This is a genomic window from Phycisphaeraceae bacterium, assembly GCA_019636735.1.
GTDB lineage: Bacteria > Planctomycetota > Phycisphaerae > Phycisphaerales > SM1A02 > VGXK01.
On sequence record JAHBWY010000001.1, the window covers coordinates 403,055 to 426,532 of the forward strand.

The window sequence follows — 23,478 nt, forward strand, 5'->3', positions numbered from 1 at the left end:
CGGGAGGACTACGGCGAGGCGCACACCGCCACCTTCGCCGAGCGGGGCGCCGCTCGAAGGAGGCCGCAGACGCGAGCGACCTGATCTTCGGTGAGCCGCGTCGACGACGGAAGGTAGAGACCTCGCTCCCAGAGTTCGTCAGCGACCGGGCACGGAACCGGGCGCATCAACTCGGGCCCATCGAGGCAGGGCTGGCGGCTCATGGGGCAGAAGAAGGTGCGCGTCTCCACGCCTTCGCGATGCAGGTGCTCGGCCAGTTCGTCACGCGAGAGGCCGAACTCAGGGTGGATGACGATCGCGTACATCCAATGCACATGCAGCGTGCCGGCGGGCTCGACCGGAAGCTGAACTCCCGGCACACCCGAAAGACGCTCGGTGTACCAGCGAGCCACTTCGCGCTTGCGCTCGATGATCGCATCGATGCGCCGAAGTTGCGAGAGCCCAAGCGCCGCCTGCAAACCCGTCATGCGGAAGTTGAAGCCGAGCACTTCATGTCGAAAGCGCGGCTTGGTGAAGCCGAGGTTCCGCAGCAGCCGCAGCCGCTCGACAAGGCGCTCATCATCGGTGACCACCATGCCGCCTTCGCCCGAGGTGATGACCTTGTTCGCATAGAAACTGAAGCACGCCAGCTCACCAAACGCGCCGGTCAGCGTGCCGTTGAAGCGGGCACCGTGCGACTCGGCGCAATCCTCAATGACCGCGAGCTTGTGCTCTCTGGCAAAGGCCATCAGGCGCGGCATGTCGATGGGGCTGCCGAAGAGATGCACCGGCATGATGGCCCGCGTGCGTGGGCTGAGCAGGCCGGGGAGCAGGTCGAGGTCCATGTTCCAGGTCTGCCGTTCGCTGTCGACTGGAACCGTGACGAGACCGTTGTGCGCGAGCGCCAGCGACGACGCGATGTTCGTGCTCGCCGAGACGAGCACTTCGCTGCCGCGCGGCAGGTCGAGCGCCGCCATCGCCAGGTGCAGCGCCGTGGTGCCGCTGGTGGTCGACACCGCAAAGCGGCGGCCCAACCATGCGGTGTAGCTCTCCTCGAAGTCCGTCAGGCTGCGCCCGAAGGTGCCGGAGATTTCGCCTCGGTGAAGCGCCTCGATGACCGAGGCGATGTCCGCGTCCGTCACATCCGGCTCGAAAACCGGAATCATGGTCTGCCTCCAAGAGGAACCTTGTCGCGCTCGGGTCCCAGGAAGGGACCCTGCTTGACACTGACGCACTGCATGTCCTCGATGACCCGCACGGAGTGGGCGCCGCGCATCAGCACGATGGCGTCGCCGGGACCGAGCACCACGCTCGAAAGCGTGCGCCCGTCGTCGGCATGGAAGATGAACTCGACGCGACCGCGCTGGATCACCACCACCTGTTGAAGATCGCCGATGCGGCGCTCGATCTCGGGGTGGGTGTGAGGTTCCTCGACGAAGCCCGCCTCATGGGCCAGAAGACCGAACTGGAAGCTCTCCTCGGGAGCGGAGAAGAAGGTGCTCACCGGGACCGTGGCCGAGGCGCGGATGATGTGGGCGTAGCGGCGGCCACCGTGTTCGACGACGGAAACGCCTGGAAGGTCCTGCACCGGAGCGGGCATGGCGTGCATCATAGCGCAGCGCGAACAGGTTGCCGCAGCCGCCCATGGCTGCGGCTTCGGGCGGCCCGTCGTCGTGGGAAGACCCACGCGGGGAGCGGTCGAACGGGCCTTCTTCCGTGCCAGGTGCGGCCCAGCGAGGGCTCATGGACTCGCCGAGGGTTGTGGATGCACCCCCTTGCCTGCGGCATGATCAGCGCGCGGCCAGACCGCCGGCCGAGCGTGGCGCCGAGCCGCGTGGGGCGCGCCGGGTGTCCGAGGGCACACCACGGTGCTTGCTCGAACGCGGCACCATCACGGAGTGAGTGCAATCGCGTGCGAATCGCGGAACATGCATCAGAGTTCCGGCACCCTGGTGACGGAGTTCCGCGCTCGGCACTCTTGGTGCCACCCGCGGCGCGTTGTACGATCGCGTGTCATCACACTCGGTTGTCTGCAGCACGCTGACTCACGGAGGTCGCTGTGAAGAAGTCGATCATGGCCGCGTTCATCGCCGCCGCCGTCGGGATCCTGACGCATCCGACTCAGGCCGCGCTCCCTTCGTACAAGGTGGAGGTCCTCGGTGCTGACCTGCAGGGATTCGGCATGAATGAACGCGGTGATGTCGTGGGGCGCAAGCTCCTCAGCGGCAACCTTGGCGTGGCGTTTGTCGCGCGGCGGGGAGAGCCCGTCACGCTCCTTCCTGTTCCGGCAGAGTGGCTGGGATCAGATGCATACGCCATCAACGAGTCAGGAGTCATCGTCGGTGCCGTGAGCCTGGTCGGTGTCGCAAGCATCGGCTCCCGCGCCGCAGCGTGGTGGCCGACGGAGAGTGGCTACGAGTTCCAGCTTCTTGGTGCCTTGCCCGGGCATGTGCATAGCACGGCTCTGGCGGTGAACGACCTCGGCGACATCGTCGGTGGGTCCGGAGGCATCGGCCTTGGGATGTACTCGAGCGCGGCCCTGTTCACGGGCTCAAGTGTGGTTGAACTCCCGGGGCTGTCGCTGGCGGCGGATGTCAACAATCAGCGCACCGTGGTCTCAGGGAACACTCTGCTCGATCTCGATTCAATGGTGACGACCACGATTCCGCTTCCACCGGGGAACTGGCAGGGAGTCGTGACCAATGATCTCAACAATGTCGGAGCCTTCTGCGGCCACATTCTCGGCTTCTCTGGTTGCAGCACCTTCCCCTTGAAGTGGACCCCCGGCGCGGGGTGGACCATCTTGGGCGGCTGCGCCACGACCACCTCGGCTGTTTCGCTCAACGACCGGGGTGATGCCATCACCTTTGTGTATCAGGGCGGTCTGGGAGTCGTCTTTGCCGACGCGGGCTACACCAATGTCGGCACCCTCATCGCACCCGGGCAGGGGAACTGGCTGGTCACCGGACTCGCCGTCATCAACAACGCTCGTCAGATTCTCGGCTCCGCCAAGAATCTTCCAAACACCACAGCGCAACTCGTCAGGCTCGTGCCGATTGGCGCGGCCGATTTGAATGGTGACGGCCATGTTGATGGAGCGGACCTCGCGCTGCTCCTCGGGAGTTGGGGGCCATGCCTTGAGTGTCCAGCGGACCTGAATGGCGATGGCCTGGTCGGCGGTGAGGACATTGCGCTGCTCCTGGGTGAGTGGGGCAACTGAAGTCGCTTCCCGGGGTCAGCGGCCCACGCAAGCCCGCGCGATCCTGGGTGGTCCCGCCAGCTCAACCGGGCGAGACGCGCCTCACCGCACCTCACCTCACCTCGCCAGCACCCGGAACCAGCCGATGGGGTTGAGCGACTGGAGCATGAACGCCGGAAATCGCCTCGTGGAGGCGAAGAGCAGGGGGAGCAGCAGGGCCGCGCTGGCCCATGCACCGAGCGTGGCGAGCGCGGCGCCCATGGCGCCATGAGGCGGAATCAAGAGCCAGTTCAGCGCCAGGTTGCCGGCCAGCGTGCCTGCCGAGAGCAGCATGACGACGCCGGACGAGCCTTCGATCAGGAGGGCCCGGGTGCGAATGGAGACATGACCGACAAAGACGCCCGTCCAGATGTGGACCATCAGGACTGGCGCCGCATCACTGAACGGAGCGCCGAAGAGCAGCAGCACGATGGGCTTCGCGAGCAGCACGCCGCCCAGCGCGACGATCACGCCGAGTCCGCTGACGACGGCGAGGACCTCGCGCAATCGCTTGAGATAGATGGCGTGGTCGGAGTCATGGAGCGAGGTCAGCGCCGGTGCCGCCGAGCCACCGATGATGACCGGCACCATGTACCACGCCATGGAGAGCATGACGGCGGCGGCGTAGGCGCCGACCGGGTCGGGGCCGACCAGACCGCCGAGCATCAGCTTGTCGCTCTGCATGATGGCGATCACCAGGAAACCTGAGAGCCCGATCGGCCCGGCGGCCTTCAACATGGGAGCCAGTCGCGCGCGATCAACGCGCCAGCCGCGTGCGGCGCCGGGCGAGGCGAAGTACGCGGCCGTGAGGATCACGGCAGCAACCATCGACTCGATGACTGGTGCCGAGGCGAAGAGCAGCAGCGGTGCACCGATCGCCACGAACAGGAGCCGAGCGCCCGATGAGACGAGGAAGGCGATGCCGCGACCCATGGCGATCGCGCGACCGCGCAACTGGCTCTGGAAGGCCGCATCGATGACATCGACCACCTGGAAGGGCAGGGCGCTCATGGCCACCACCACGAGCCAGGTCAGCTCGCGTGACGGCTCGTCGAGCAGGGCCACGACGGCCACGCCCACCCCGCCGGCGATGGCGGTCGCGGCGATGCGAAGGGCGAGGGCGCTTCCCAGGATGGCTGGCGCTGCCTCCGGCTGTCGCACGAGGTCGCGGACCACCACGCCGCCCAATCCCAGCACCGCCACGGCGCCAACAAGCGTGGCGCAGGCATAGGCGATGTTCAGCGTGCCGAACGCGCTGGGCCCTAGGTGTCGCGCCACGATGATGCCGACGAGCGCTCCCGCGAGCACTCGCAGGGCCTGCTCGCCAAAGAGCCAGGCGCTGTTGCCGGCCATGCGCCAGAGGAGCGTGCGACTCCGAAGGCGCGACAGGAGCGGTGCGCTCATCGCCGTTGCAGGATCAACCCACCGTAGACGAACTCCTGGGCACCGAGCCACGCGCGGCCATCGGCGGCGCTGTCGAACTCGGCCAGGATCTCGAACCGCCCGCGCACACGATCGAGAAAGGGCGCTCGAGCGAAGATCCACGATGCGTAGCTCGCCTTGAAGATGGCGGGTGGGATGTGCTGAACGGCGATCAGATCCTCGCGAATCTCCGCGAATGGGGTTCGATCGATGATGACCGTGGACGCGCCGCAGCCGAGGAGTTCGTCGAGCACGGCGAATGGCTCAGGCAGGAACTGGATGACACCGGAGATGAGCGCCACCGTTGGCGGGCGATCGGCGATCGCCTCGGCGATCGTGCGTCGGAAGCTCAGCTCGCCGCTGCTGAAGTGCTTCTGCCCGCATTCGACATAGTGAGGTTGTTCCACCACCGTCCACCGGAGCTCGGAGAGCCCATCGAGAAAGCGGCGACACTGTCGATAGCTGCTGCCCAGTGAGCCGCCAAAGTCGAGGACGGCGAGTCGATTGCCATTGCCCGCCGCGGCCCTGAGGAGTCCGGCCAGCAGTGGAAAGGAGTGGATGACCTGATCGAACGCCACCGAGTCGCGCTCGAAGGCCACCTCTCCCGAGCGCACGCGACGCGAGGTCTCGAGCACGCGCTCGAGAATGTTCGCCGCGTCGTAACCGGAAGCACTGGCGCAAGCCTCGGACCAGGAGGCGTAGGGGCCCGTGAAGGTGATCCCCGGCCCATGTCGCATGCGCAGCAATCCGCCCGTCACGGCAGGCGGGAGCCATGCCTTGGCGATGCGTCGCAATGAGGTGGACATGCAGCGAGCCTCCGGCGGGGTGACGGGTCGGAGCCTAGTCGACCAGATGCGATGGAGTGGCGCCCGCCGTGCGAATGGCGTGGTTGCCTTCGAAGTAGGCGTGAAGGACGCGGCGGGCGTCGTCGCGCCGATAGCGCCGAAGCCTCACGCCCCACCAGCGATCGAGATGCGACTCGTCGATCGTGTCGGCCGGCGCGTGATCGACTTCGATCCGTTCATGCCCGAGTGCGGAGAGCGTGCCAATGCGGTGGTTTCCATCGAGCACGAGCGCTGCGACGCGCCCGTCAAGGGCCTTCAGCAATTGCACACGAGGTCGGCCGTAGAGGTCGGGTCGATAGCCTTCGCGCACCAGCGCGTCGTAGGCGCCGTGCAGCCATCCATACTCGAGCTCGATCCGTGCCCTCGAGATACCGCCCTCGGAGAAGTGCGTGATCACATCGGGAACATCGCGCGGATGAGTGTGCCAGCCGGTGTCACGACGGATCCGTAGCGTCGGCCAGAACCCGAGCCATGGAAAGGACCAGAGTGGATAGCGGCGCGAGAGCTGTACACCGAGCAGTTCGCCCATATGTCGAGGTCGGAAGTGGCGCAGGAACTCATGAAACTCCTCGCGAATCGACTCGATCGGATCACCGCGATGCAAACGAATGAGATAGCGCTCGTACGGGTGATACTCCGAGTGGCCGTAACGAAAGGCGGCGTAGTGCACGCACTGCCGGATCTCCACGGTCACTGGCTGAAGCGCATCACCGGCCACCGCGCGCCTCGGGGGTTGCCTTCACGAGCTCAAAGACCTTAAGTCGAAGAGTGCCGTAGGAGCAGAGCGCGCGTGCCGCTTGAACGGTCAGTCCGCAGGCACGGCAAGTGGCGCGCAACTCGGAGTCAACATGGGCGTAGGAGCGGATGTGCGCCCAGGGCGACGCCGATGCGGGCGCGGCTTTCCGGGGGCGAAGAGCCTGCACGCGACGCACCACCGCCGATCGCAGTCGAAGCCATGGATGCCAGCCATCACGGACATAGGCCTGCAAGAGAAGCGTGCCGCGCGTCACGCGAGCGAGTTCGGCAATGATCTCCCGGGCGTCGTCCGGCGAAAGAAGATGCAGCAGCCTCCAGCAGACGACATAGTCGAATGATGCATCGGGCGCATCGATCGCGCGCGCGTCGCCGAGTCGAAGCTCGATGCCCGGCGCCGTCACGCGCGCCCGTGCCTGGTCGAGCATGGCCTGCGAGATGTCAAGCCCGAGGACGCGGAGCTGCCGCGCCTGATATGCGGGAATGAAACGCCCCGTCCCGACCGGGAGGTCGAGCACGGTCGCACCCACTGGCATCGCCGCGACCGCGCGCTCCATGTAAGCCTGCTCCACGCCCCAGATGCGCTCATGTCGCCGATCCTCCTCGTAGCTCGCGGCGATCGCAGCGTCGTAGGCCTCATCTCCAGCTTGCCGCGGCGTCGTCATGAGCCATGCCCCCGGATGCGACCGACGAAGAGCACTCGATTCGGTTCCAACTGAGTTCGCTCGACCACCTCGAAGTGGCGCTCGAACTCCTCGCGGAACCACGCCTCGGTGTACCACGGCGGAGTCGCAACGCCCTGCGTGCCATCGTGCAGTCCGAGCGGCATGAATTCGATGAAGGCGTAGCGACTGGTGAACCAGCCAAGCACGGTCAGGATGTATCGAAGTCCCAGGCTCTGGGTCAAGATGAGGTGGTGGGTCAGCGCCATGACCACCACCGCGTCGGCGCGAAATCGGACCTCAGGATCGGGTTCGAGCGGACTGCGCTCGAACGAGAAGGGATTGAAGATCGCCCAATCAATCGGCAGCCCCCGGCCGCGCGCTGCACAGTATCCCTTGTCGATCGCGGCACCATCGGCATCGGTGGCGATGATCGAGCGCACCACTCCGCCAGCCGCAAGGCGACGGGCCAGCGCGCCTTGGTTTGCCGCGATCTCCATGACCGAGGTCACGCCGAGTTCTTCGATGCGCCGCGCGATGTGCTCGAAACGGGGCGTGACGGCGCGGCCATCGGGAGCATGCATGCCACTCTGGTAGTGGGACCAAAGGGAAACATGATCGGGTTCGCGAAGTCCGTTGACCCAACGGCGCAGCCGGGCGATCGTGGCAGGCCGGCTGAACAGTCCGCGCCGCGCGGCGGCGCGAATCAGCCCCATCCGCCAGCCGCGAAAGCGCGGCGCGAGTTCCTCGAGATTTCGATAGGGGAGCGTGCGCAGCGCATGAATCTTCTGGACCATGCGCGTCAATCGATCGTCCGATGCGCGGCGCAGCCACGGCCAGCGGAACTTGAGATAGTTGGCCGCCGAGAGCATGAATCCCACGCGTGGCATGGCGCGCTGTCCGAAGTGCTGTCCCCCGGAGCGCCAGATCAGGAGCGGGTAGCCATAGGTGCGCATGAACTCGTGATAGCTGAAGAGCACCGGGCCGGCCCCCTCCATGCGCGCCAAGCTTCCAAGATCCACGAAGAGCGGGCGCCCATGTCGAAAGAGAATGTTGTAGCCGTGGCAATCCTTCGTCTGGTAGCCGAAGGTCGCCGCGACCTCATTCAACTCCAGCACGAGAAGGGCCGCATCCTTGAGCATGGAAAAACTCCACTCCTTGGGGAAGAGCGGAGTGGCAATCACCTCGTGTTCGATCACCAGCGCAAAGCCTTCGAACTTGATCTCCGAAATCCATGAGGGGACGAGCAGGCCCCGATCAACAAGCGCCTTCACCAGTCCGCAGTTGAAGAGGTGTTGGAACGCCGCGGCGTGCTCGGTGGGAATACCCCGAAAGAGACGGCCCTTCCACCAGAAGACGCGTCCCGCATCACTGACAGAGAGCGGCGCGGGAACGGTGTCGTTGCTGGAGACTTGCGGGTGCTGTGTCATCCGAAGGGGCGGAGGAGCGAGCATAGCGGCTTCACCACCACGGGCTGCGTCGTGATGGGCGCCGCGGCGCACGCTCATGAAGCAAGGCGTCCAAGGACCTCATGCCATGCGCGCGTGGTGCGCCAGAGACCATCCATGGTGGGGAGCCAATCGAGGATTCGGGGCTGCGCCGGAGGCGGCGGTGAGCGCCCGCTCGAGAAGGGAACGATGGTGAGTCCCTCCCGCTCGAAAAGGGCGACCGCACGGGGCATGTGCCAGCTCTCCGTGGTGATGGCAACGCGCGTCCACCCGCGCTCTCGAGCCAGTTGGGCCAGCACGCGCGCCTCGTCTCCAGTGGTTGCCACGGGTGGAGTCTCCGCGATGCGCGCCGGATCGACTCCGCGCCGGATCGCTTCCACTCGAAGGTGGGCCGATTCACTCTGGGCGTCGCCAGGAATCTTCGATCCCGTTCCCGAAAGGACCAGGATGCGAGCACGGTCGGCCTCGATCAGCTTCATGGCCGCTTCGAAGCGCGGTCCGGGGTCAAGAAGCAACTCCCCATCGTGACGACGCACGATCGCAGGACCGCCGCCCAGGGCAAAGACGGCATCCACCGGCTCCACTTCCAATGGACTCCGAACCGGGTGGGCTCGTTCCACCCACCACATCAGCAGAGCACTGGTCGGCCGAATCGAAGAAACATAGAGGAGGGTGACCGAGGCAAACCCAAGAATGAAGGCGATGGTCCGCCCTTTCCCCTTTGTTCTCTTGCGAACAAGGAAAAGGAGAATGATGGCGGCGAAACCGAGGAGCCATGAAAACCCCAGCGGCATGAGAATTGCATCGGCGATGCGTCGAAACATCACACGGCTCTCTCTCTAGCGGCTATCATCATCGTCATGCCCCAAGCACCTTCTATTCAGCGTCATCTCGAATCCCTCTTCAAAGAACTCTCTGAGTTGCGTGCGGTCAAGGCCGCTCATGATCAGCTCACGCAGTCCTACAACGACTTGGCACGATTCATCAGCCGTGCCGCGGGCCTGAACACCACCATCGCGAGGAAGGCGGGTCCCGCAGGGACTGGTCGGAAGCCCGGCCGTCCGAAGGGATCGGTCTCCAAGCCATCAGCCGGCCGCAAGCGAGCGGGCGGCAAGCGATTCCGCTCCACCGCCGCCGATGTGCAGAAGGCGTATGACGCCCTCGCTGCCAAGGCCACGCGGGAGTGGGCCACCAAGGAAGCCATCTGCAAGGCTGCAGGCTACAAGCCTGATCAGGTGACTGCGGCATGGAAGCGGCTCATGGAGGGTGGAAACTCTGCGGACGGCAAGACCGTCAAGCCCATTCTTGAGAGCAACGGCAGTCGCGGCCTGAAGGGTCGCTATCGCCGCCGCGCGTGATCGGGCGCATCAGCGTCCAGACGACGCTGATCGATTGAGATCAACCACGGGGAGACGGCATCGGCGAAGACCACCTCCGCCCCAGGCGTGAGGTGGGCGCCGGTGTCGGGCCCGTCGTACTGGGCGGCGCCGCCCATGCGGTTGCGCCGCTCGCGTAGACGAGGCACCATGTCCTCAAACGGCACGCCTATCGCATTGAGCGATTGGGCGAGTCGTTTCATGGGAAGATCGAAATCCCAATCATCGCCGGTTGAGAGTCGCCCCGAGATGCATCGTTGCACCGCCTCGTCGTCAACGGTGAATGGGCCATCAATGCCAATGACCATCAGGGGAACTTGGTGCGCCGCACAGAGGTCACGAAGCTCGCGCAAGGCCCGATCAGTCACGCGCCACGCCCCTGAGACATAGGGCCCCTCCTGCATGGAGGGGGTGTAGAAGGGGAGCCACGACGCGGGTTCGGAGAATGGAACGAGAATGGCGGCCCGCCGTGCCGCGAGCGCATCGATGCCTTCCGTGGCAACCAGTCTCTCCGCTCGCGAAGCTCGCGACTGCTCAAGCCACGGCTCGACCAACTGCTTCCAGAGTTCGAGCTCCTTGACCGCGATGCGCCAAGCGCCCGGCGCACGAATACTGCCATCCTCGTCCATGAACGGGCGCAGCGTCATGCGCGGGTTGTAGGTGATACCGGGGTAGCGCCAATTGTCGCGCATGTCATTCCACCCGTAGAACTGGAAGACCACGGCATCGGGTTTCAACTCGGGGATGAGGTCGCGAAGCAGCAGGAGCGCCTGCGTGGTGCCGAAACCCGAAACCCCCGCTTCGAATCCGACGGCGGGCACCCCGGACTCTCGAAGTTGAGCGATGACCTTGTCGCCCCAGGTGCGGGCATGCGTGTACGAGTCACCCATGAAGAGCACGCGCATCGGCGCGGTGCCATCTTTCGGTGCGGAGTCGATGCGTCGATAGGGCGCATCGGATCGAGCCCACCCAGTGCCTGTTGCCAGCCGAAGCTGGGCGTCGGCTGGCGGCGCCGCATTCAGTCGCAGCCATCCTTCGAGGATGACGAGGATCACGACAACCATGAGGACGCTGACTGCCATCGAGGCGAGCGCCAGCACCTTTCGGGATGGTGCGCTGCGCCGTGGGACTTCACCTGCGGCGCTGGCGGCGAGCGCGGGTGCCGCAGCGTTAACGGCCGAGATCGGGTCGCCCGGCACCTCGTCCGCAGGTCGTTCGACCTTCGGGCTCTTCAAGATCTTGAGGAAGGTGCGCAGCGCCGCGATGGCCGCGACAAGCGCGACCACGATCGACCCCGCCCTCACCGGCAGTGTCAGCGCCTGCACGCTGTATCGTCGGCCATTGGTCCGCGGATCGCTCCCATCTGAAGGGCTGAAGATGATCGAACGAGTCCAGTGACTCCACCGACCTCCGCCCAGTTGCTCGATGTCGTCGTGCAGGGCGTGAGGGAGTGGAAGGGCGGCGTCATCTTCATAGAGCAAAATCGAGCTGCGGCGCTCGCCGACGGAGTCGCCCCAACCGAACCACCAACCAGGGTGAACATAGGAGTAGCCATCGCGATGCGTCATGCGCGCCGGACTAAGTGTGACCCGCGTCGACAGAGGACCCTGATTCAGCAGGGGCGTGTTCTGGAACACGGCGATCAGCGTGGCCAGCAGTGCCACGGCCGACCACACCGCGAGCGCCAGGATCATCCGGTGCGGGCGACCTGGCGCGAGAGAAGTGTCCGTGGCGGCAGTCGTCATGCGAAGGGGAACCTGCTGCAAGTCTAGAGGCGGTTCCCTTCGCCTGAGTTGTGGTCGCGGCCGCGGGTCCACAGTGCGCCCACGGCTACGCAACGCTCCCGCTCGTCCGTGGCCGAATCGCTCGAAGGCCGTCGAAAACCTCCCACAAACCACCTTGCAGTGCCGCCATCAGGCGCGTCATGTAGACGAGTGCGGCAAGCGTCGCCGCCTCAACCGGCGGCGCGCCCAGTGCAATGAAGACCGCCGTGCCAGCGACTTCCGCCGGACCGGCTCCGGCGAAGGTGAAGGGAATGACCTGTCCAAGTGTCCCCACCGAAATGCCGAAGGCGAGCGCGCTCCACTCGGCGTCGAGGCCAAGCCAGCGGGCGGCGCACCACACCGACGCGATCGTCGCAGCCTGCATCCAGAGCACCAGAAGCGCCGCAGGAACGATCAACTGCCGCTGCCCCCTCGTGGCTTCGATCGCCTCGCGCAGGCGTCTGAGCCAGCCGAGCTTCCACGCGACGAGGCCCGCGACCGTACCCCCTGTGACAGCGCTGAGCGCGAGCCACTGCGGCGCCACCGAGAAGCCAGCGATCGGAACGAACCCAACCATCGGCAGCACCGCGAGCGCGATCACGATGCAGGCGAGCAGCCCCATGACTCGATCAAAGAGCAGCGACACCACCAGGGCGTGCATGCTCGTCTCGGGACGAATCCCCTTGATCTTCAAGTAGCGGGAGACCTCATTGCTCGCCGAGACCGGCACGAAGAAGAAGTAGAACTGGCTCTGAATGGCGATGCGTTGAGCGCTCCGCATCGGGATGTCGATCCCGAAGAGCCGAAGCCCCACTCTCATGCGCCATCCGATGAGGAGAATGGCGATCTGGTTGATGAAGAGCGCCGCAATGAGCAGCGCCGGGCCTCCCACCGGCTTGAGCTCGAGTCCCTGCGCTCGCGCCAGGAACCACCCGCCGATCAGCGCCGCCGGAACGACCATGAGCCGAACGGCGAGCATGGTGCGCCGGAAGCGCCCGCGGGCCTGAGAGCGCGTCATGCGTTACTTGAGGAGGATCTGCCGCAGCACATCGGCCAGCAGGCCGAGGCCGAACATGAAGAGGGCCACGAGCAGCCCGCCAAGACCGAGCAGGTATCCCGCACGGATGCCGGTCAGCATGCCGAAGGCCACCGCCACGAAGCTCGCGAGAATGCACGCCACAACGAAGAGATTGAAGATCTTGAGCGGGCTGTAGTACATCACGCTCTGGCAGATGTAGAGGAGCGTGCGCAGCGAGTCCTTGAGCAACTTCACATGGGTGCGACCGACTCGAGCGTGGTACTCGATCGGCACATAGGTGACGAACTTCCCCGTCAGCATGTAGGCGATCGTCATGCTGGTGGTGAAGCTGAAGGTGTCGCAGAGATGCGGCAGGTGCTCGAGGATCGTCTTCTGGCTGAAGATGCGCAGGCCGCTGTTGGCATCGGGCACCTTGCGGCCGGCGGCATATTCGACCAGCCACTGGAGAACCCGACGGAGCGGCGCCTTGAGTGCGCTCTCGCGATAGTGGGAGCCGGTGCGCTGGCCGACCACCATGTCATTGCCGCGCTGGTACTCCTTGAGCAGGCCGGGGATCGCTTCGGCGGGATAGGTCAGGTCGGCGTCGGTGATGCAGATGGTGTCGTGACGCGCCGCACGAATCCCATGCTTCAGGCTGCGGCCATAGCCGGCGTTGTGCGGGTGGTTGATGACGCGGGCTCCGGCCGCCTCCGCGAGGGGGCCGGTGCGGTCAGTCGAACCATCATTGATGACAAGAACTTCAAAGCCGTCGAGGCCCGCTTCACTCAGCACCTGCTGAATGCGCTGGATGGTGCCGGTAATCGCACCTTCCTCGTTCTTGGCGGGGATCAGGACAGTAAGCATGAATCGGCGGGAGGCTACCAAAGTGCCTCCTTGGGGTCCGTCTCGCGGTCCCTTGTGATCGACGGAGCCATCGGCCGATTCTGCGCGTGACAGCACCGTGCCCTGCTGCGGACCGGGACGCCAGATCAGGCCTCCTTCAACTCTCGGACCTCGACCGCCGAGAACTCACGGCTCCCGCCGAGTTTGCCTTTACCTGTGGCGACACGGTTGGCATGATTGAACCTGCGGCCCGCGATCCGGGAACGATCACTGCGGCTTGTCCTCCCTTCCACCGACCGAGGTTGTCATGCAGTCACTGATTCGATCGTCGAGTGTTCTCCTTTGTGCCGGTGTCCTTGCGATCACTTGCTGGCCGATCCAATCGGCATCAGCCCAGAGTCAACAGTGTCAACCCTCGTGGTCGTCGCTCGGCAGCGGGACGAACGATGAGATCTCCGCAATCGTCGTGCACAACGGCTTCCTCGTCGTTGGTGGCAAGTTCACGACGGCGGGCGGCGAACCTGCGAACTACATCGCTCGATGGAATGGCGCCCAATGGCAGACGCTGGGTGGGGGACTTCCCGAGCCCGTGACCTCACTCGCGGTGTACAACGGCGACCTCTACGCCGGAACGATCGACGGCGGAGGTGTGGCGGGTGGCGGATTGAACAGCACCGTCGCCCGGTGGAATGGGACTTCGTGGTCAGCCGTGGGCGGCGGGGTCTTCGGATCGGTGCACGCGCTCGCGGTCTACAACAACACGCTGGTCGCGACGGGCACCATCACCGACGCAGGCGGTGTGCCGGTCAATCGAATCGCCCAGTGGAATGGCTCGCAATGGCAGGGCCTTGGCAGCGGTTTGAACAACGCGGGCGAGGCGCTCGCGGTCTTCAACAACGATCTCTTCGTGACCGGACTCTTCCAGCAGGCTGGCGGCGTTCCAGCCAGTCGGATCGCGCGATGGGATGGCGTCAAGTGGTACGCACTTGGGAGCGGCTTGAGCGATCGCGGATCCGCGCTCGCCGTCTTCAACGGCAGGCTCATCGTGGGCGGCGCCTTCCAGACCGCTGGCGGTCAGGCCGCCAGTCGCGTGGCGCAGTGGACCGGCACGCAGTGGCTGCCCATGGGCACGGGCATGAACAATGAGGTCTTCAGCTTCGGCCTCTACGACGGCTCGCTCTTTGCCGGCGGCGAGTTCACCATGATCGGTGGGCAGATGGCTCCTTACCTCGCCAGGTGGAATGGAACGGCGTGGCTGCCGGTCGGTCTCGGCATGAACGACCCCGTCTATGCGATCGCTCCGTGGGACGGCTCGCTGATCTTCGGTGGCATCTTCACGCTGGCCAATGGAGCGACCGCCGATCGCGTCGCTCAATGGAACAACTGCATTCTGGCGGCGCCGATTCGGGCGCCCGTCGGGCTTCACCCCTCGGGGCCCGTCTACCAGGCGCAGAGCACATTTGAGTGGGAGCATGTCTGGAGCGCCACCTGGTACCAGTTGTGGGTCAACGACAGCAAGGGCAACATCTTCAACAAGTGGTACACGGCTCAGGAGGTCGGCTTCGCCGATGGCATCTGCTCCATCACCCCGACATTGCCGGCCATCCAGGGCGAAGGCAAGTGGTGGGTGCGAGCGTGGAGCGCCAGCAAGGGCAGCAGTGGATGGTCGGCGCCGCTCACATTCACGCCCACATGCAATCCCGAGTGGCTGCCGCTGGGATCTGGCCTTGGTGACTTCGTCGAAGCGATGACCGTCTACAACGGCGCGCTCGTGGTGGGCGGCAACTTCACCACTGCGGGTGGACAGAACGCCAACTACATCGCGCGCTGGAGTGGTTCACAGTGGGCGCCGCTCGCCAGTGGCACCGACTTCCGAGTGCTCACCCTGACCGTCTTCAACGGTGAGTTGATCGCGGGCGGTCTGTTCGGCACGGCCGGAGGTCAGCCAGCGGCCCGCATTGCGCGGTGGAACGGATTCCAGTGGCAGCCCGTCGGAACCGGCATGAACATCAGTGTCAGCTCGCAGGTCACCTCGCTGCTGGTTCACCAGGGACAGTTGATCGCGGGTGGCTACTTCACGCAGGCGGGTGGCCAGAATGCGAACAACACCGCGAGGTGGAACGGTGCTGAGTGGCAGCCAATCGGCGCCGGCTTTGACAACGGTGTGCTCGCACTGGCCACTTACAACGGCGATCTCTACGCGGGCGGAACCTTCACTGAGCTCGGCGGCGGCGACGGTCTCGCGGGTCCGGCCGTGCCGATGAACTTCATCGCTCGATGGGATGGCACGCAGTGGAGCCCGCTGGGCACCGGAATGAACGCCAATGTCTCGGCCCTCGCGGTCTATCAGGGATCGCTGATCGCCGGTGGACTGTTCACCACGGCAGGTGGCCAGGCAGCGAACCGAATCGCCCGGTGGAACGGCACGCAGTGGTTGCCTCTGGGCGAGGGCCTCGATGCCGAGGTGGTCTCACTCAGCGTCAGCGACGGCTACCTCATCGCCGCGGGTTGGTTCCAGAAGGCCGGCAATGTCGCCGCGCCCTACATCGCCCGATGGGATGGCACGCAGTGGTCAGAGATGCCGGGAGGTGGAACCGATGCGGTGGTGCTCGCCTCGCAGCCGCAGAACGGAGACTTCCTGATCGCCGGCGCGTTCACCAACGCGGGCGGCGAGGCGGCGGCGCGCATCGCGCGCCTCGATGGATGTCTGAGCTTCAAGCCGCTGGTTGCACCGACCGGACTTGATCCCGGTGGCTCGCTTCAGCAGAAGCAGCCGACCTATCGCTGGACGGCCGTGCCCGGCGCGACCTGGTATCGCCTGTATGTGACTGACTCGACCGGCGTTCGGATCGACACCTGGTACACGGCAGCGCAGGTCGGCGCCCAGAACGGCATCTGCCAGATCAAGCCCTCGGTCACGCTCGCCAACGGCAATGGCAACTGGTGGGTGCGCCCATGGAACACATCGCAGGGCTACGGCCCATGGTCGAAGGGCATTGCCTTCAAGGTCGGCCTCGAGCCGCCGCTGCTTCTTGAGCCCTCGGGCCAGATCAACACGCCTCAGCCGACCTATCGGTGGGCGGCCGTGCCGTACGCGACCTGGTATCAGCTCTATGTCAAGGATTCGACGGGCACCAAGATCCAGGCGTGGTACACGGCGGCGCAGGTTGGTGCGGAGAGCGGCATCTGCGAAATCACACCGAATGTGAATCTCGCGATCGGCAACGGCCAGTGGTGGGTGCGATCGTGGAGCTCGCCGCTGGGCAGCAGCGCGTGGAGTCCGCCGTTGTCATTCCAGCGAGTGCCCTGATCGCTGCGCCTCGGCGCCATGGCTGTTCCTGACTGAAGCGACACGCGGCGCGCCTGAAGGGGCGCGCCGCGTTGTCATGCGCGGGCATGGCGCTTGGGAGAACCTAGACTGCGGGCCATGCGCCCTTCTGCGAGCGAGTGGCCATGAGAGCGCGCGTCATCGCGTGCGTGGTCGCGCTCTTGGTCACGCTTGGTCTGCATGGGTTTGCAGCGTGGCGCGGTGAGCCCGCCCAAGGCGTCATTGACCCCGCGCGAGTGCGCCACGATGGCGGTCAGGCGTTTGCGGCGCCACTCACGGAGCGACCCGCACGGTGGCTCGCCATTCCGAACGACGGTGCGGGGCTCTCCGTCATCGAGGTGGTGGAAGTCGATGGCGCGAAGCGGACTCCGCTCGGGCCGGGGCATGCGCCGCCCGATCTCGTGCGTGAGCGGGGTGGGGGTGCCTTCAACCACTGGGGTGAACTGCTCTTCTCGAGCTCTGACGGAAGCGATCCCCGCACGAACGGCCGGCGCTACGAGTGGACTTCGGCAACCTCGCTCCACCCTCGGCTCGGCCTGCTGATGCTGGCCATCACCTCCGGGCTCCTCCTGTGGACTCTCTCCGGGTGGTTCGCGCGGATGCCCATCGCGTCGCCGATCGTCTTCAGCGCCGTCACGGCCTTGCTTCTGGTGGCTTGGAACCTGGAGGCGATGCGTCTCTATCCAGGCTGGATCAATGTTGACTGGGACACGGCGAGCTATCTCGGGCGCTCGCCCGAGCGAACCATCGGGTATCCGATCTTCCTGAACACGGTCACCGCGGTCGCCGGCGATCTCCGGCCGCTTCTCTTCGTCCAGCTCAACCTGATGCTCCTTGCCTTCGCATGGCTTGGCGTGGCGGTCAATCGCCTGCTCAAGACGCGCGTGGTGGGGCTGGCGATCGTGGTCCTGCTGGCGACCAGTCCGCGTCTGCTGGTCTTTCCATTCAATGTGCTGACCGAGGCGCCGTATGTGATCGGCACCTGCGTCATGCTGGCGCTGCTCGCCGAGGTCGCGCGGTGGCGCGGACTCGGCGAGACCGGTGCATCAGCGGACTCCCGTGCGATCGACGCGCCCCGCCGACCGGGTTCGTGGTCAATGATGCTTCTCCTGGGCGCGATCGGCGCAACGCTGGCCTTGACCGAGCTCGTGCGTCCCGCTGCCTTCGGGCTTGCGCCGATGGCGCTTCTGCCGGTGCTGTGGATGCGCGGTCAGCGGATTCGGTCACTGGCGGCGCTCGTGCTTCCGTATGCCGTGCTGATCGGCGCCGCGGCGTGGGCCAACCATCAGCGATATGGCTTCTTCGCGACCAGCTCCATGGGGCCGGTGTCGCTCCTCGGTCATGTGGCGTGGAACATTCGCGCGGAGACCTGCCCATCGCTGCCGGAGTTGGCAGCGCGCATCGAGCAGCGCGTCGCGCCGATCATCGCCAAGCGCCCAGCGGATCTCCCGTGGCCGAAGGAGTACTTCTTCTGGACGAGCGATGAGTACAACGACTTGCTCTGGTCGAATGCCATGCCGGAGACCCAGGCTTGGGTCGAGGCGCATCGACCACCCGGTTCGACCGAGCACGAGGCGATCGAACTCCGGCGCATTCGCGGCACTCTCGCGCGCGAGGCCATGCGTGCGGATCTTCCCGCCTATCTGCGCCATGTCGGGGCGCATGTCTGGGGCTTCTGGCAGTCGGCCGCGCGACCGGCTCCGCTGGGGCCAGCGCTCAAGGGGCGAGTGCCGCGAGGGATTGGAAGCGTCGAGAATCTCTGGCCGGAGGTTCGGCAGGAGCGCTTCGGTTGGCTTGGCGCGCCACCAGAGACGGAGCGAAGCGACACGCCCTTCGATCGCATGAGTTGGATGGAGCGCTGGCGGGCACCGCTCGATTCGAACCCGTCCCTGCTGTGGAAGGTGGCGCTGGTGTTCACAGTGGCGGGCCTCGTGCTCGCGCCATTCGTGCGATGGTTGCCGCCGGCGGCGCGGCTTCTCGCACTCGCGGGAACCGGCTTCCAGGGAACGGCGGTGCTCGTGGCGGCGGCGGCGGCGGTCATCGCCCGCTATGTGGATGCGGTGGAACCGCTCACGGTGGTCGCCTGTGCCGCAGGAGTCACGGCGCTGGTGCAGATGGTGTCGCGCGCTCGCCCTTCTCGCGCAGGCGAACCTCAATCGCATCCGCGATGAGCTTCACCATCACCTCCTGCGGCTCACGCAGGAAGTGGCCCGCGAGATTGCCGGGGTCACCGTCGTAGATCTTCCCACCGGAGCGGCGCGCGAACTCTGCGAGGGCGGGAGCCACGCGCACCTCGGGGACACGCAGTGACTCGGCGAGCGCCGAGAAGCGCGCCAGCGGAAGACCCGTGTCGAAGTCATCGGGGGCGTACAGCGGATCGGTGACGACATGGGCATCGAAGACATCGCGATCGATCGTAAATGGGGCATCGACACCCACGACGACAAGATCACTCCCATGCGCGGCACAGGCCTCGACGATGCGCGCCATCGCCCGCTCGGTATCGCGCCACGCTCGGGAGACATAGGCTCCACCCTGCTGTGACGGCATGTAGAAGGGCATCCAGGTCTTCGGATCGGAGTAGAGCGCCACGAGGCGACGATCGGCCTTGGCGATCGGATCGGCGCCGGTCAAGCGCATGGCGCGCCAGGTGCGATCGAGCGAGCGCGCAAAGAGCGGCCCTTCGAGCAGGCGACGGTAGAGCTCGGAGTCGCGCAGGGCCATGCCCGCGCGCGATGGGCCTTCAATCGCCCCAGACTCCGCGAGGAACGGGCGATCGAGCATGTCCGGGTTGTAGATGATCGCGGGCGTCGGGCAGTTGTCGCGCGGGTCGTTCCAACCGTAGAAGAGCAGGACCGTGAGATCGGGGCGCAGCTCCGGCAGGATCCGCTCCAACTTCAGCGCCTGCTGCACCTGTCCGTAGCCCGACACTCCCGCCTCCCAGCCCGTGACCGCGATTCCGCGTCGATTGAGTTCGTCGATGAGCATGCGGCTCCACGCCGTGTTGTGCGTGAAACTGTCGCCCATGCAGAGCAGACGAAGCGGGGGATCGGGCGACGACGCCGTCGCCGCGACCTGGGGATCGGTCGGCGGATATCGATCCCATCCGAGTTCACGATCGAGCACGAGTGACCCGACCTTCGGTCCCGGGCGCATCATGCGAAGGACGAACTCGGTCGCCGCGAGCGCCAGGGCAATGAAGAGAACGCTGACCAGCGCGGTGCCGATGACCAGCGAGGTTCGCGATGGTCGCGAGCGCGACGCCGAGGTCTTCGCACCAGGCGCAGGTGATGGCGATGAAGAAGGCGGAGGATCCGAGTGAGTCACAGGGTTTGGCAGGGGCGTGGGTTCGGTGCATTGGCCCGCGCCGCGTCCATCAGTAGAGAATCAGGAGAGGATCATAAGGACGCTGGCGCGGGCGCACGCGCAGCTCCACGATCGGCATCGGCACCTCGGACGATGGCTCCACGCGCGCGCCGTCGAGGAAGAGCGCCCGCCCGGGAAGATCGCCGCGCTGCCACGAGGCCACCACCGCGATGCCCTCCTTCCGCGTCGCCACCACTCGAAGTCGCGGATCGCGCCTGAGTCCTGCAAGTAGCGCTGTCGTGTCGACCGGTCGCGCCAAGCGACCCACACCCTCGGTGTCAAAGCGGGCGATAATGGCCCCACCAACCTCAAGTTCAACGATGACGCCTTCCCCGGAGTCCTGCTTCCATCCGAAGCCGGTGAAGAGGGCCACCTCGAGCTCAACGGGTTCCTCGCCCTCGACCGGCTCGAGAGACCGAAGCAGAAGTCGCTCAAGTTGCTGGAGGGCGAGCGGATCGAGTTCGACTTCGACCACCGCCTGCGTCGCTCGCACCGGCAGCAGGCGATCGTGCATCGAGTGGCGCATGGTGACTGGACCGCCTCGGTGCAGCCGTGCCGCCGCTGGTGGAACAAGGAGCAGCGCGAGGAGTGCCGCGACACCGGCCAAGCGCAGCGTCGGCACGGGAGTTGACGCGGACGATGGTTCCGGGCGAGCCGATGATGAGCCACGCGTCGGCCAGAGGAGCCCGGTCAGACGCATCAGATGGAGCCAGATGGCGAGCGGCGCGATGAGCGCGATCCGCACGATCAGCATCTGTCCGATCTGGATGGGATTGCGGAAGGCCGGCAGCATCGGCAAGGCTTCGCCACCTTCATAGGCGCCGCACTCCCGCAGCGTGGCGTCGCCGCCGGCCAGGGCCGGGGTCGCCTCGCCGCAGAGTCCGAAGACCTGCGTCGATGGCGCGAGTCGCCAGGCGCGCAAGCTCTCGAGCGACCAGTCGGGAATGCCCCAGGTGAAGAGCTTGACGGCGCGCGCGTCACCGGTGGAGTGCAGCGTTACGAACCACGCCTGCGCAACGAAGCCGAGCAGGAGCAACCCCATGCCGACTCCGCGCCAAGCGCCCTCTCGCAGCCGTGCGAGCATGAGGCCGATGATCGCCCACGCCGCCGTCACTCCTCCAAACACGAGGTAGCCGCGTGCGGTCGCCGTCGGCGAGTAGATGATGACCGCCACGATCGGCATGGCGACACTCATCAGCATGAGCAGGACAGCGCCGACATCGGGAGTCGTTCCGCGACGGACACCCCCCAGCAGCGGCGCGAGCGCGCCAACAAGGAGCAGGGGAAGGAACGCCGCGAAGGGAACGAGGCCATCGATGAAGACACCCCACGCGGTGGCGATGGCTGTTCCCTCACGCCACGCGTCGGGCCACATGGCCAGCGCGTTGCGCAGCAGGCCCGCCTCGACTTCGTAGTAGTCGAAGTCACCCTTCGAAAGGAAGTTGAGGAGCGGTGGCCAGAGGCGCTGAGTCACCATCGGCGCCGCGGCGGCAAGCATGACCTGCCACCAGCGATTTCGCCAGATGCCCAGAATGAAGTACGCCGTGGCGAAGAAGAGCGCCGAGTTGTAGGCGAGCGCTGCCACCACCAGCGTGGCGCCGACCGCCGCATGAACCTCGGCGGGCTGGCGAGCGCGCCAGACCTGGCTTCGCAGCACGACGAGCAGTGCAAGCGAGGAAGTCGTGAAGCTCAAGAGATGAGTGGAGTAGTCCCCGATGTGCATGAACCAGCCCGGACCGAGGCACGCGAGCGCTCCCGCCGTCACGCCGGCGATTGGACTTCGTGCGACTTCAGCGCCCACCCGGGTGGCGATCCACGCGCCGAAGGCCCACGCCGCCAGATTGACCACCAGTGAGGCGCCGGTCACGCCGAAGATCCACGCGATGCAACTGACGAGGAACGGGAAGAGGGGTCGGTTCGCATACATGTCCGCGGCAATGAAGGAGCCGTTGAACATGGCCACATGGTCCAAGGTCTGCATGTTCTCCGAGTGCCGCGGCACGCCATCCATGAAGCTCGCGTAGCCGATGAGCCCGTTGGTGTGATCGGAGTAGCCGGTGGTGGGCACGGTCGTGAGGTGATAGGGGTCACGCTCATGGCTCGCGGCGCGAACGGCCACGGCGGCGCAGGTGACCCAGAGCAGGACGAGCACGGCGCGCCATGCGTTGGAGAGCGGAGCAATGGGGTGACCGTCAGCGCCGAACCATCGGCCCTCGCCCGAAGTCGACCGCTCGACCTGAAGGGCGGCGTGGCGCGGCGCACCGGAGAGCCACCGTTCGCGCCATCCCCGTGTGGCCGTACGGACCGGCGCACTCCACCAGATCAGCGCGAGGCCGAGCAGTGAGAGAGCGATCGTGACGAGGTCCGCAGCTCGCGAAATCTCCAGTGGTGACTCGATCCTGTACTCCCGACCATTGGTGCGGGGATCGCTGCTGTCGGATGCACTGAAGTGAAGATCCTTGCGCCAGTGGGAAAATCGACCTCCCCCGAGCGTGCGAATGTCGTAGTGCACCGACCGCATTGGCCCGAGCGCTCGGTCATCCTCGAAGAGCTTGAGTTCGCTGCGCGTGTTGGCCCCCTGGTCCGTGGGAAGTTCAAAGGCCCACGCGGCCCATCGCCCGACGCCCGGTGCGTGATCAATCGGCCAGCGCCATCCGAGTCCACCGTCGTGCACCACCTGGGCTGGCGTGATCAAGAGTCGCGCCTCCGGAGGTCGCGCCTGAAGTACCCCGCGAATGACCCACGGAAGAAGAAGCAGTGCAAGGCCGAGAAGGAGGCTCGCACCGGGTTTGACACGAGCGGTGGTCGGCACGGCGCTTGCTCCGATGCAGCGTACGGTACCATCGCTGAAGTCGCCTCGCGATGCTGCCCGCACTGCCGTCGGCGAAGTGGGGTTGCTCGCAAGAGCAATGGCTCATGCTCCGCGAATCTCGCCGCGCCACCATCGTGCTCGTCCTCGGCTGCTGGATTGGTGCCGTGGCGCTTTCCACGGCGGCACTGCTGCTCTCGCGGGTGACAACGAAGCCAATCGAGTTCGAACTGGTCTCTTCGGAGATTGAGCCCGAACTCGGGCTCGCCTTCGTCGCGCGTGTCAGGCCTTCGTTGCCGCCATGGTGGTCCGCACGGGGCGACTCTCTCTCGTCACCTGCGGAGAGTGATCTGACGCTGCTCGAGAACGGCCACCCGCTCGGCCCGGCGCACGCGACGCATACGGCTGTTCGAGAGAAGGGCGCCGGTCGCTTTTCCCATTGGGTGGGGCGCATCATTTTCTCGGCCAGCGATAACAGTGACCCCAGGACCAACGGGCGCCTCTACCGAGTGTCGTTTTCGCCCCGGCCGGCTCCCTGGATCGAGCGCGGCGCCATGCTCCTGTTGCTGGTGGGCGTGGCACTGACGCCAATCGCGTGCCGCCATCGATCGCGCCTTGGCGTCCGTCT

General features: G+C 65.9%; 17 protein-coding genes. 4 read left to right on the forward strand and 13 right to left on the reverse strand.

Translation table 11 applies throughout. The annotated features are described in order from the left end of the window. Positions 1-8 precede the first annotated feature (8 nt). Together KF724_01540 and KF724_01545 are read right to left on the reverse strand one after the other, a co-directional pair. A complete protein-coding gene (locus KF724_01540; protein ID MBX3354363.1) occupies positions 9-1,145 on the reverse strand; it encodes a DegT/DnrJ/EryC1/StrS family aminotransferase in 1,137 nt (378 codons plus the stop codon). Next, positions 1,142-1,579 (reverse strand): hypothetical protein, encoded by a 438-nt coding sequence (locus tag KF724_01545; protein ID MBX3354364.1) that lies wholly within the window; start codon positions 1,577-1,579, stop codon positions 1,142-1,144. Before KF724_01545 ends, KF724_01540 begins: the two co-directional genes overlap by 4 nt. Before the next feature lie 459 nt (positions 1,580-2,038). On the opposite strand from KF724_01545, the gene KF724_01550 reads away from it, so the two are divergent. Next, positions 2,039-3,199, forward strand: coding sequence for a hypothetical protein (locus tag KF724_01550; GenBank protein MBX3354365.1), 1,161 nt, complete (start codon positions 2,039-2,041; stop codon positions 3,197-3,199). A gap of 96 nt (positions 3,200-3,295) precedes the next feature. Here KF724_01550 and KF724_01555 read toward each other — a convergent pair whose 3' ends face one another. The 6 genes from KF724_01555 to KF724_01580 form a co-directional block, all read right to left on the reverse strand. Then, a complete protein-coding gene (locus tag KF724_01555) occupies positions 3,296-4,621 on the reverse strand; it encodes a flippase (protein ID MBX3354366.1) in 1,326 nt (441 codons plus the stop codon). After that, the gene (locus tag KF724_01560; protein MBX3354367.1) at positions 4,618-5,445 is read right to left on the reverse strand and encodes a methyltransferase, TIGR04325 family; all 828 of its coding nucleotides are present in this window, start codon (positions 5,443-5,445) and stop codon (positions 4,618-4,620) included. Before KF724_01560 ends, KF724_01555 begins: the two co-directional genes overlap by 4 nt. 34 nt (positions 5,446-5,479) lie before the next feature. Beyond that, entirely contained in the window at positions 5,480-6,202 is a 723-nt protein-coding gene (locus tag KF724_01565) for a hypothetical protein (GenBank protein ID MBX3354368.1), read from the reverse strand. Continuing rightward, positions 6,192-6,902: a class I SAM-dependent methyltransferase gene (locus tag KF724_01570; protein MBX3354369.1), complete on the reverse strand. Its 711-nt coding sequence runs from the start codon at positions 6,900-6,902 to the stop codon at positions 6,192-6,194. Before KF724_01570 ends, KF724_01565 begins: the two co-directional genes overlap by 11 nt. Further along, positions 6,899-8,329, reverse strand: coding sequence for a hypothetical protein (locus KF724_01575; protein MBX3354370.1), 1,431 nt, complete (start codon positions 8,327-8,329; stop codon positions 6,899-6,901). Before KF724_01575 ends, KF724_01570 begins: the two co-directional genes overlap by 4 nt. 74 nt (positions 8,330-8,403) lie before the next feature. Continuing rightward, the gene (locus KF724_01580; GenBank protein MBX3354371.1) at positions 8,404-9,171 is read right to left on the reverse strand and encodes a YdcF family protein; all 768 of its coding nucleotides are present in this window, start codon (positions 9,169-9,171) and stop codon (positions 8,404-8,406) included. A 36-nt stretch (positions 9,172-9,207) separates the two neighbouring features. On the opposite strand from KF724_01580, the gene KF724_01585 reads away from it, so the two are divergent. After that, complete coding sequence (locus KF724_01585) at positions 9,208-9,705, forward strand: hypothetical protein (protein ID MBX3354372.1); 498 nt, start codon at positions 9,208-9,210, stop codon at positions 9,703-9,705. On the opposite strand, the gene KF724_01590 is transcribed toward KF724_01585, so the two are convergent. The 3 genes from KF724_01590 to KF724_01600 form a co-directional block, all read right to left on the reverse strand. Continuing rightward, entirely contained in the window at positions 9,687-11,468 is a 1,782-nt protein-coding gene (locus KF724_01590; protein MBX3354373.1) for an SGNH/GDSL hydrolase family protein, read from the reverse strand. The genes KF724_01585 and KF724_01590 overlap by 19 nt on opposite strands. Positions 11,469-11,553: 85 nt before the next feature. Further along, entirely contained in the window at positions 11,554-12,504 is a 951-nt protein-coding gene (locus KF724_01595) for a flippase-like domain-containing protein (protein ID MBX3354374.1), read from the reverse strand. A gap of 3 nt (positions 12,505-12,507) precedes the next feature. Continuing rightward, the gene (locus tag KF724_01600; GenBank protein MBX3354375.1) at positions 12,508-13,368 is read right to left on the reverse strand and encodes a glycosyltransferase family 2 protein; all 861 of its coding nucleotides are present in this window, start codon (positions 13,366-13,368) and stop codon (positions 12,508-12,510) included. Between the two features lie 286 nt (positions 13,369-13,654). Between KF724_01600 and KF724_01605 the strand changes: the two genes are divergently transcribed. Both KF724_01605 and KF724_01610 read left to right on the forward strand, forming a co-directional pair. Further along, positions 13,655-16,657, forward strand: a complete 3,003-nt coding sequence (locus KF724_01605; protein MBX3354376.1) for a hypothetical protein — start codon at positions 13,655-13,657, stop codon at positions 16,655-16,657. 143 nt (positions 16,658-16,800) lie between these two features. Further along, positions 16,801-18,846 carry a hypothetical protein gene (locus KF724_01610; GenBank protein ID MBX3354377.1) on the forward strand — a complete coding sequence of 682 codons (2,046 nt, stop codon included), beginning with the start codon at positions 16,801-16,803 and terminating at the stop codon, positions 18,844-18,846. Here KF724_01610 and KF724_01615 read toward each other — a convergent pair. Both KF724_01615 and KF724_01620 read right to left on the reverse strand, forming a co-directional pair. Continuing rightward, entirely contained in the window at positions 18,773-20,002 is a 1,230-nt protein-coding gene (locus KF724_01615; protein ID MBX3354378.1) for an SGNH/GDSL hydrolase family protein, read from the reverse strand. The genes KF724_01610 and KF724_01615 overlap by 74 nt on opposite strands. A 49-nt stretch (positions 20,003-20,051) precedes the next feature. Further along, the gene (locus tag KF724_01620; protein MBX3354379.1) at positions 20,052-22,853 is read right to left on the reverse strand and encodes a hypothetical protein; all 2,802 of its coding nucleotides are present in this window, start codon (positions 22,851-22,853) and stop codon (positions 20,052-20,054) included. Positions 22,854-23,478: the final 625 nt, after the last annotated feature.

Bases quoted from the DNA above. Each gene is read 5' to 3' on its own strand.
- KF724_01580 (MBX3354371.1), bottom strand. From the start codon at position 9,171: ATGTTTCGACGCATCGCCGATGCAATTCTCATGCCGCTGGGGTTTTCA.
- KF724_01545 (MBX3354364.1), bottom strand. From the start codon at position 1,579: ATGCCCGCTCCGGTGCAGGACCTTCCAGGCGTTTCCGTCGTCGAACAC.
- KF724_01540 (MBX3354363.1), bottom strand. From the start codon at position 1,145: ATGATTCCGGTTTTCGAGCCGGATGTGACGGACGCGGACATCGCCTCG.
- KF724_01595 (MBX3354374.1), bottom strand. From the start codon at position 12,504: ATGACGCGCTCTCAGGCCCGCGGGCGCTTCCGGCGCACCATGCTCGCC.
- KF724_01600 (MBX3354375.1), bottom strand. From the start codon at position 13,368: ATGCTTACTGTCCTGATCCCCGCCAAGAACGAGGAAGGTGCGATTACC.
- KF724_01570 (MBX3354369.1), bottom strand. From the start codon at position 6,902: ATGACGACGCCGCGGCAAGCTGGAGATGAGGCCTACGACGCTGCGATC.
- KF724_01560 (MBX3354367.1), bottom strand. From the start codon at position 5,445: ATGTCCACCTCATTGCGACGCATCGCCAAGGCATGGCTCCCGCCTGCC.
- KF724_01555 (MBX3354366.1), bottom strand. From the start codon at position 4,621: ATGAGCGCACCGCTCCTGTCGCGCCTTCGGAGTCGCACGCTCCTCTGG.
- KF724_01590 (MBX3354373.1), bottom strand. From the start codon at position 11,468: ATGACGACTGCCGCCACGGACACTTCTCTCGCGCCAGGTCGCCCGCAC.
- KF724_01610 (MBX3354377.1), top strand. From the start codon at position 16,801: ATGAGAGCGCGCGTCATCGCGTGCGTGGTCGCGCTCTTGGTCACGCTT.
- KF724_01585 (MBX3354372.1), top strand. From the start codon at position 9,208: ATGCCCCAAGCACCTTCTATTCAGCGTCATCTCGAATCCCTCTTCAAA.
- KF724_01605 (MBX3354376.1), top strand. From the start codon at position 13,655: ATGCAGTCACTGATTCGATCGTCGAGTGTTCTCCTTTGTGCCGGTGTC.
- KF724_01575 (MBX3354370.1), bottom strand. From the start codon at position 8,329: ATGACACAGCACCCGCAAGTCTCCAGCAACGACACCGTTCCCGCGCCG.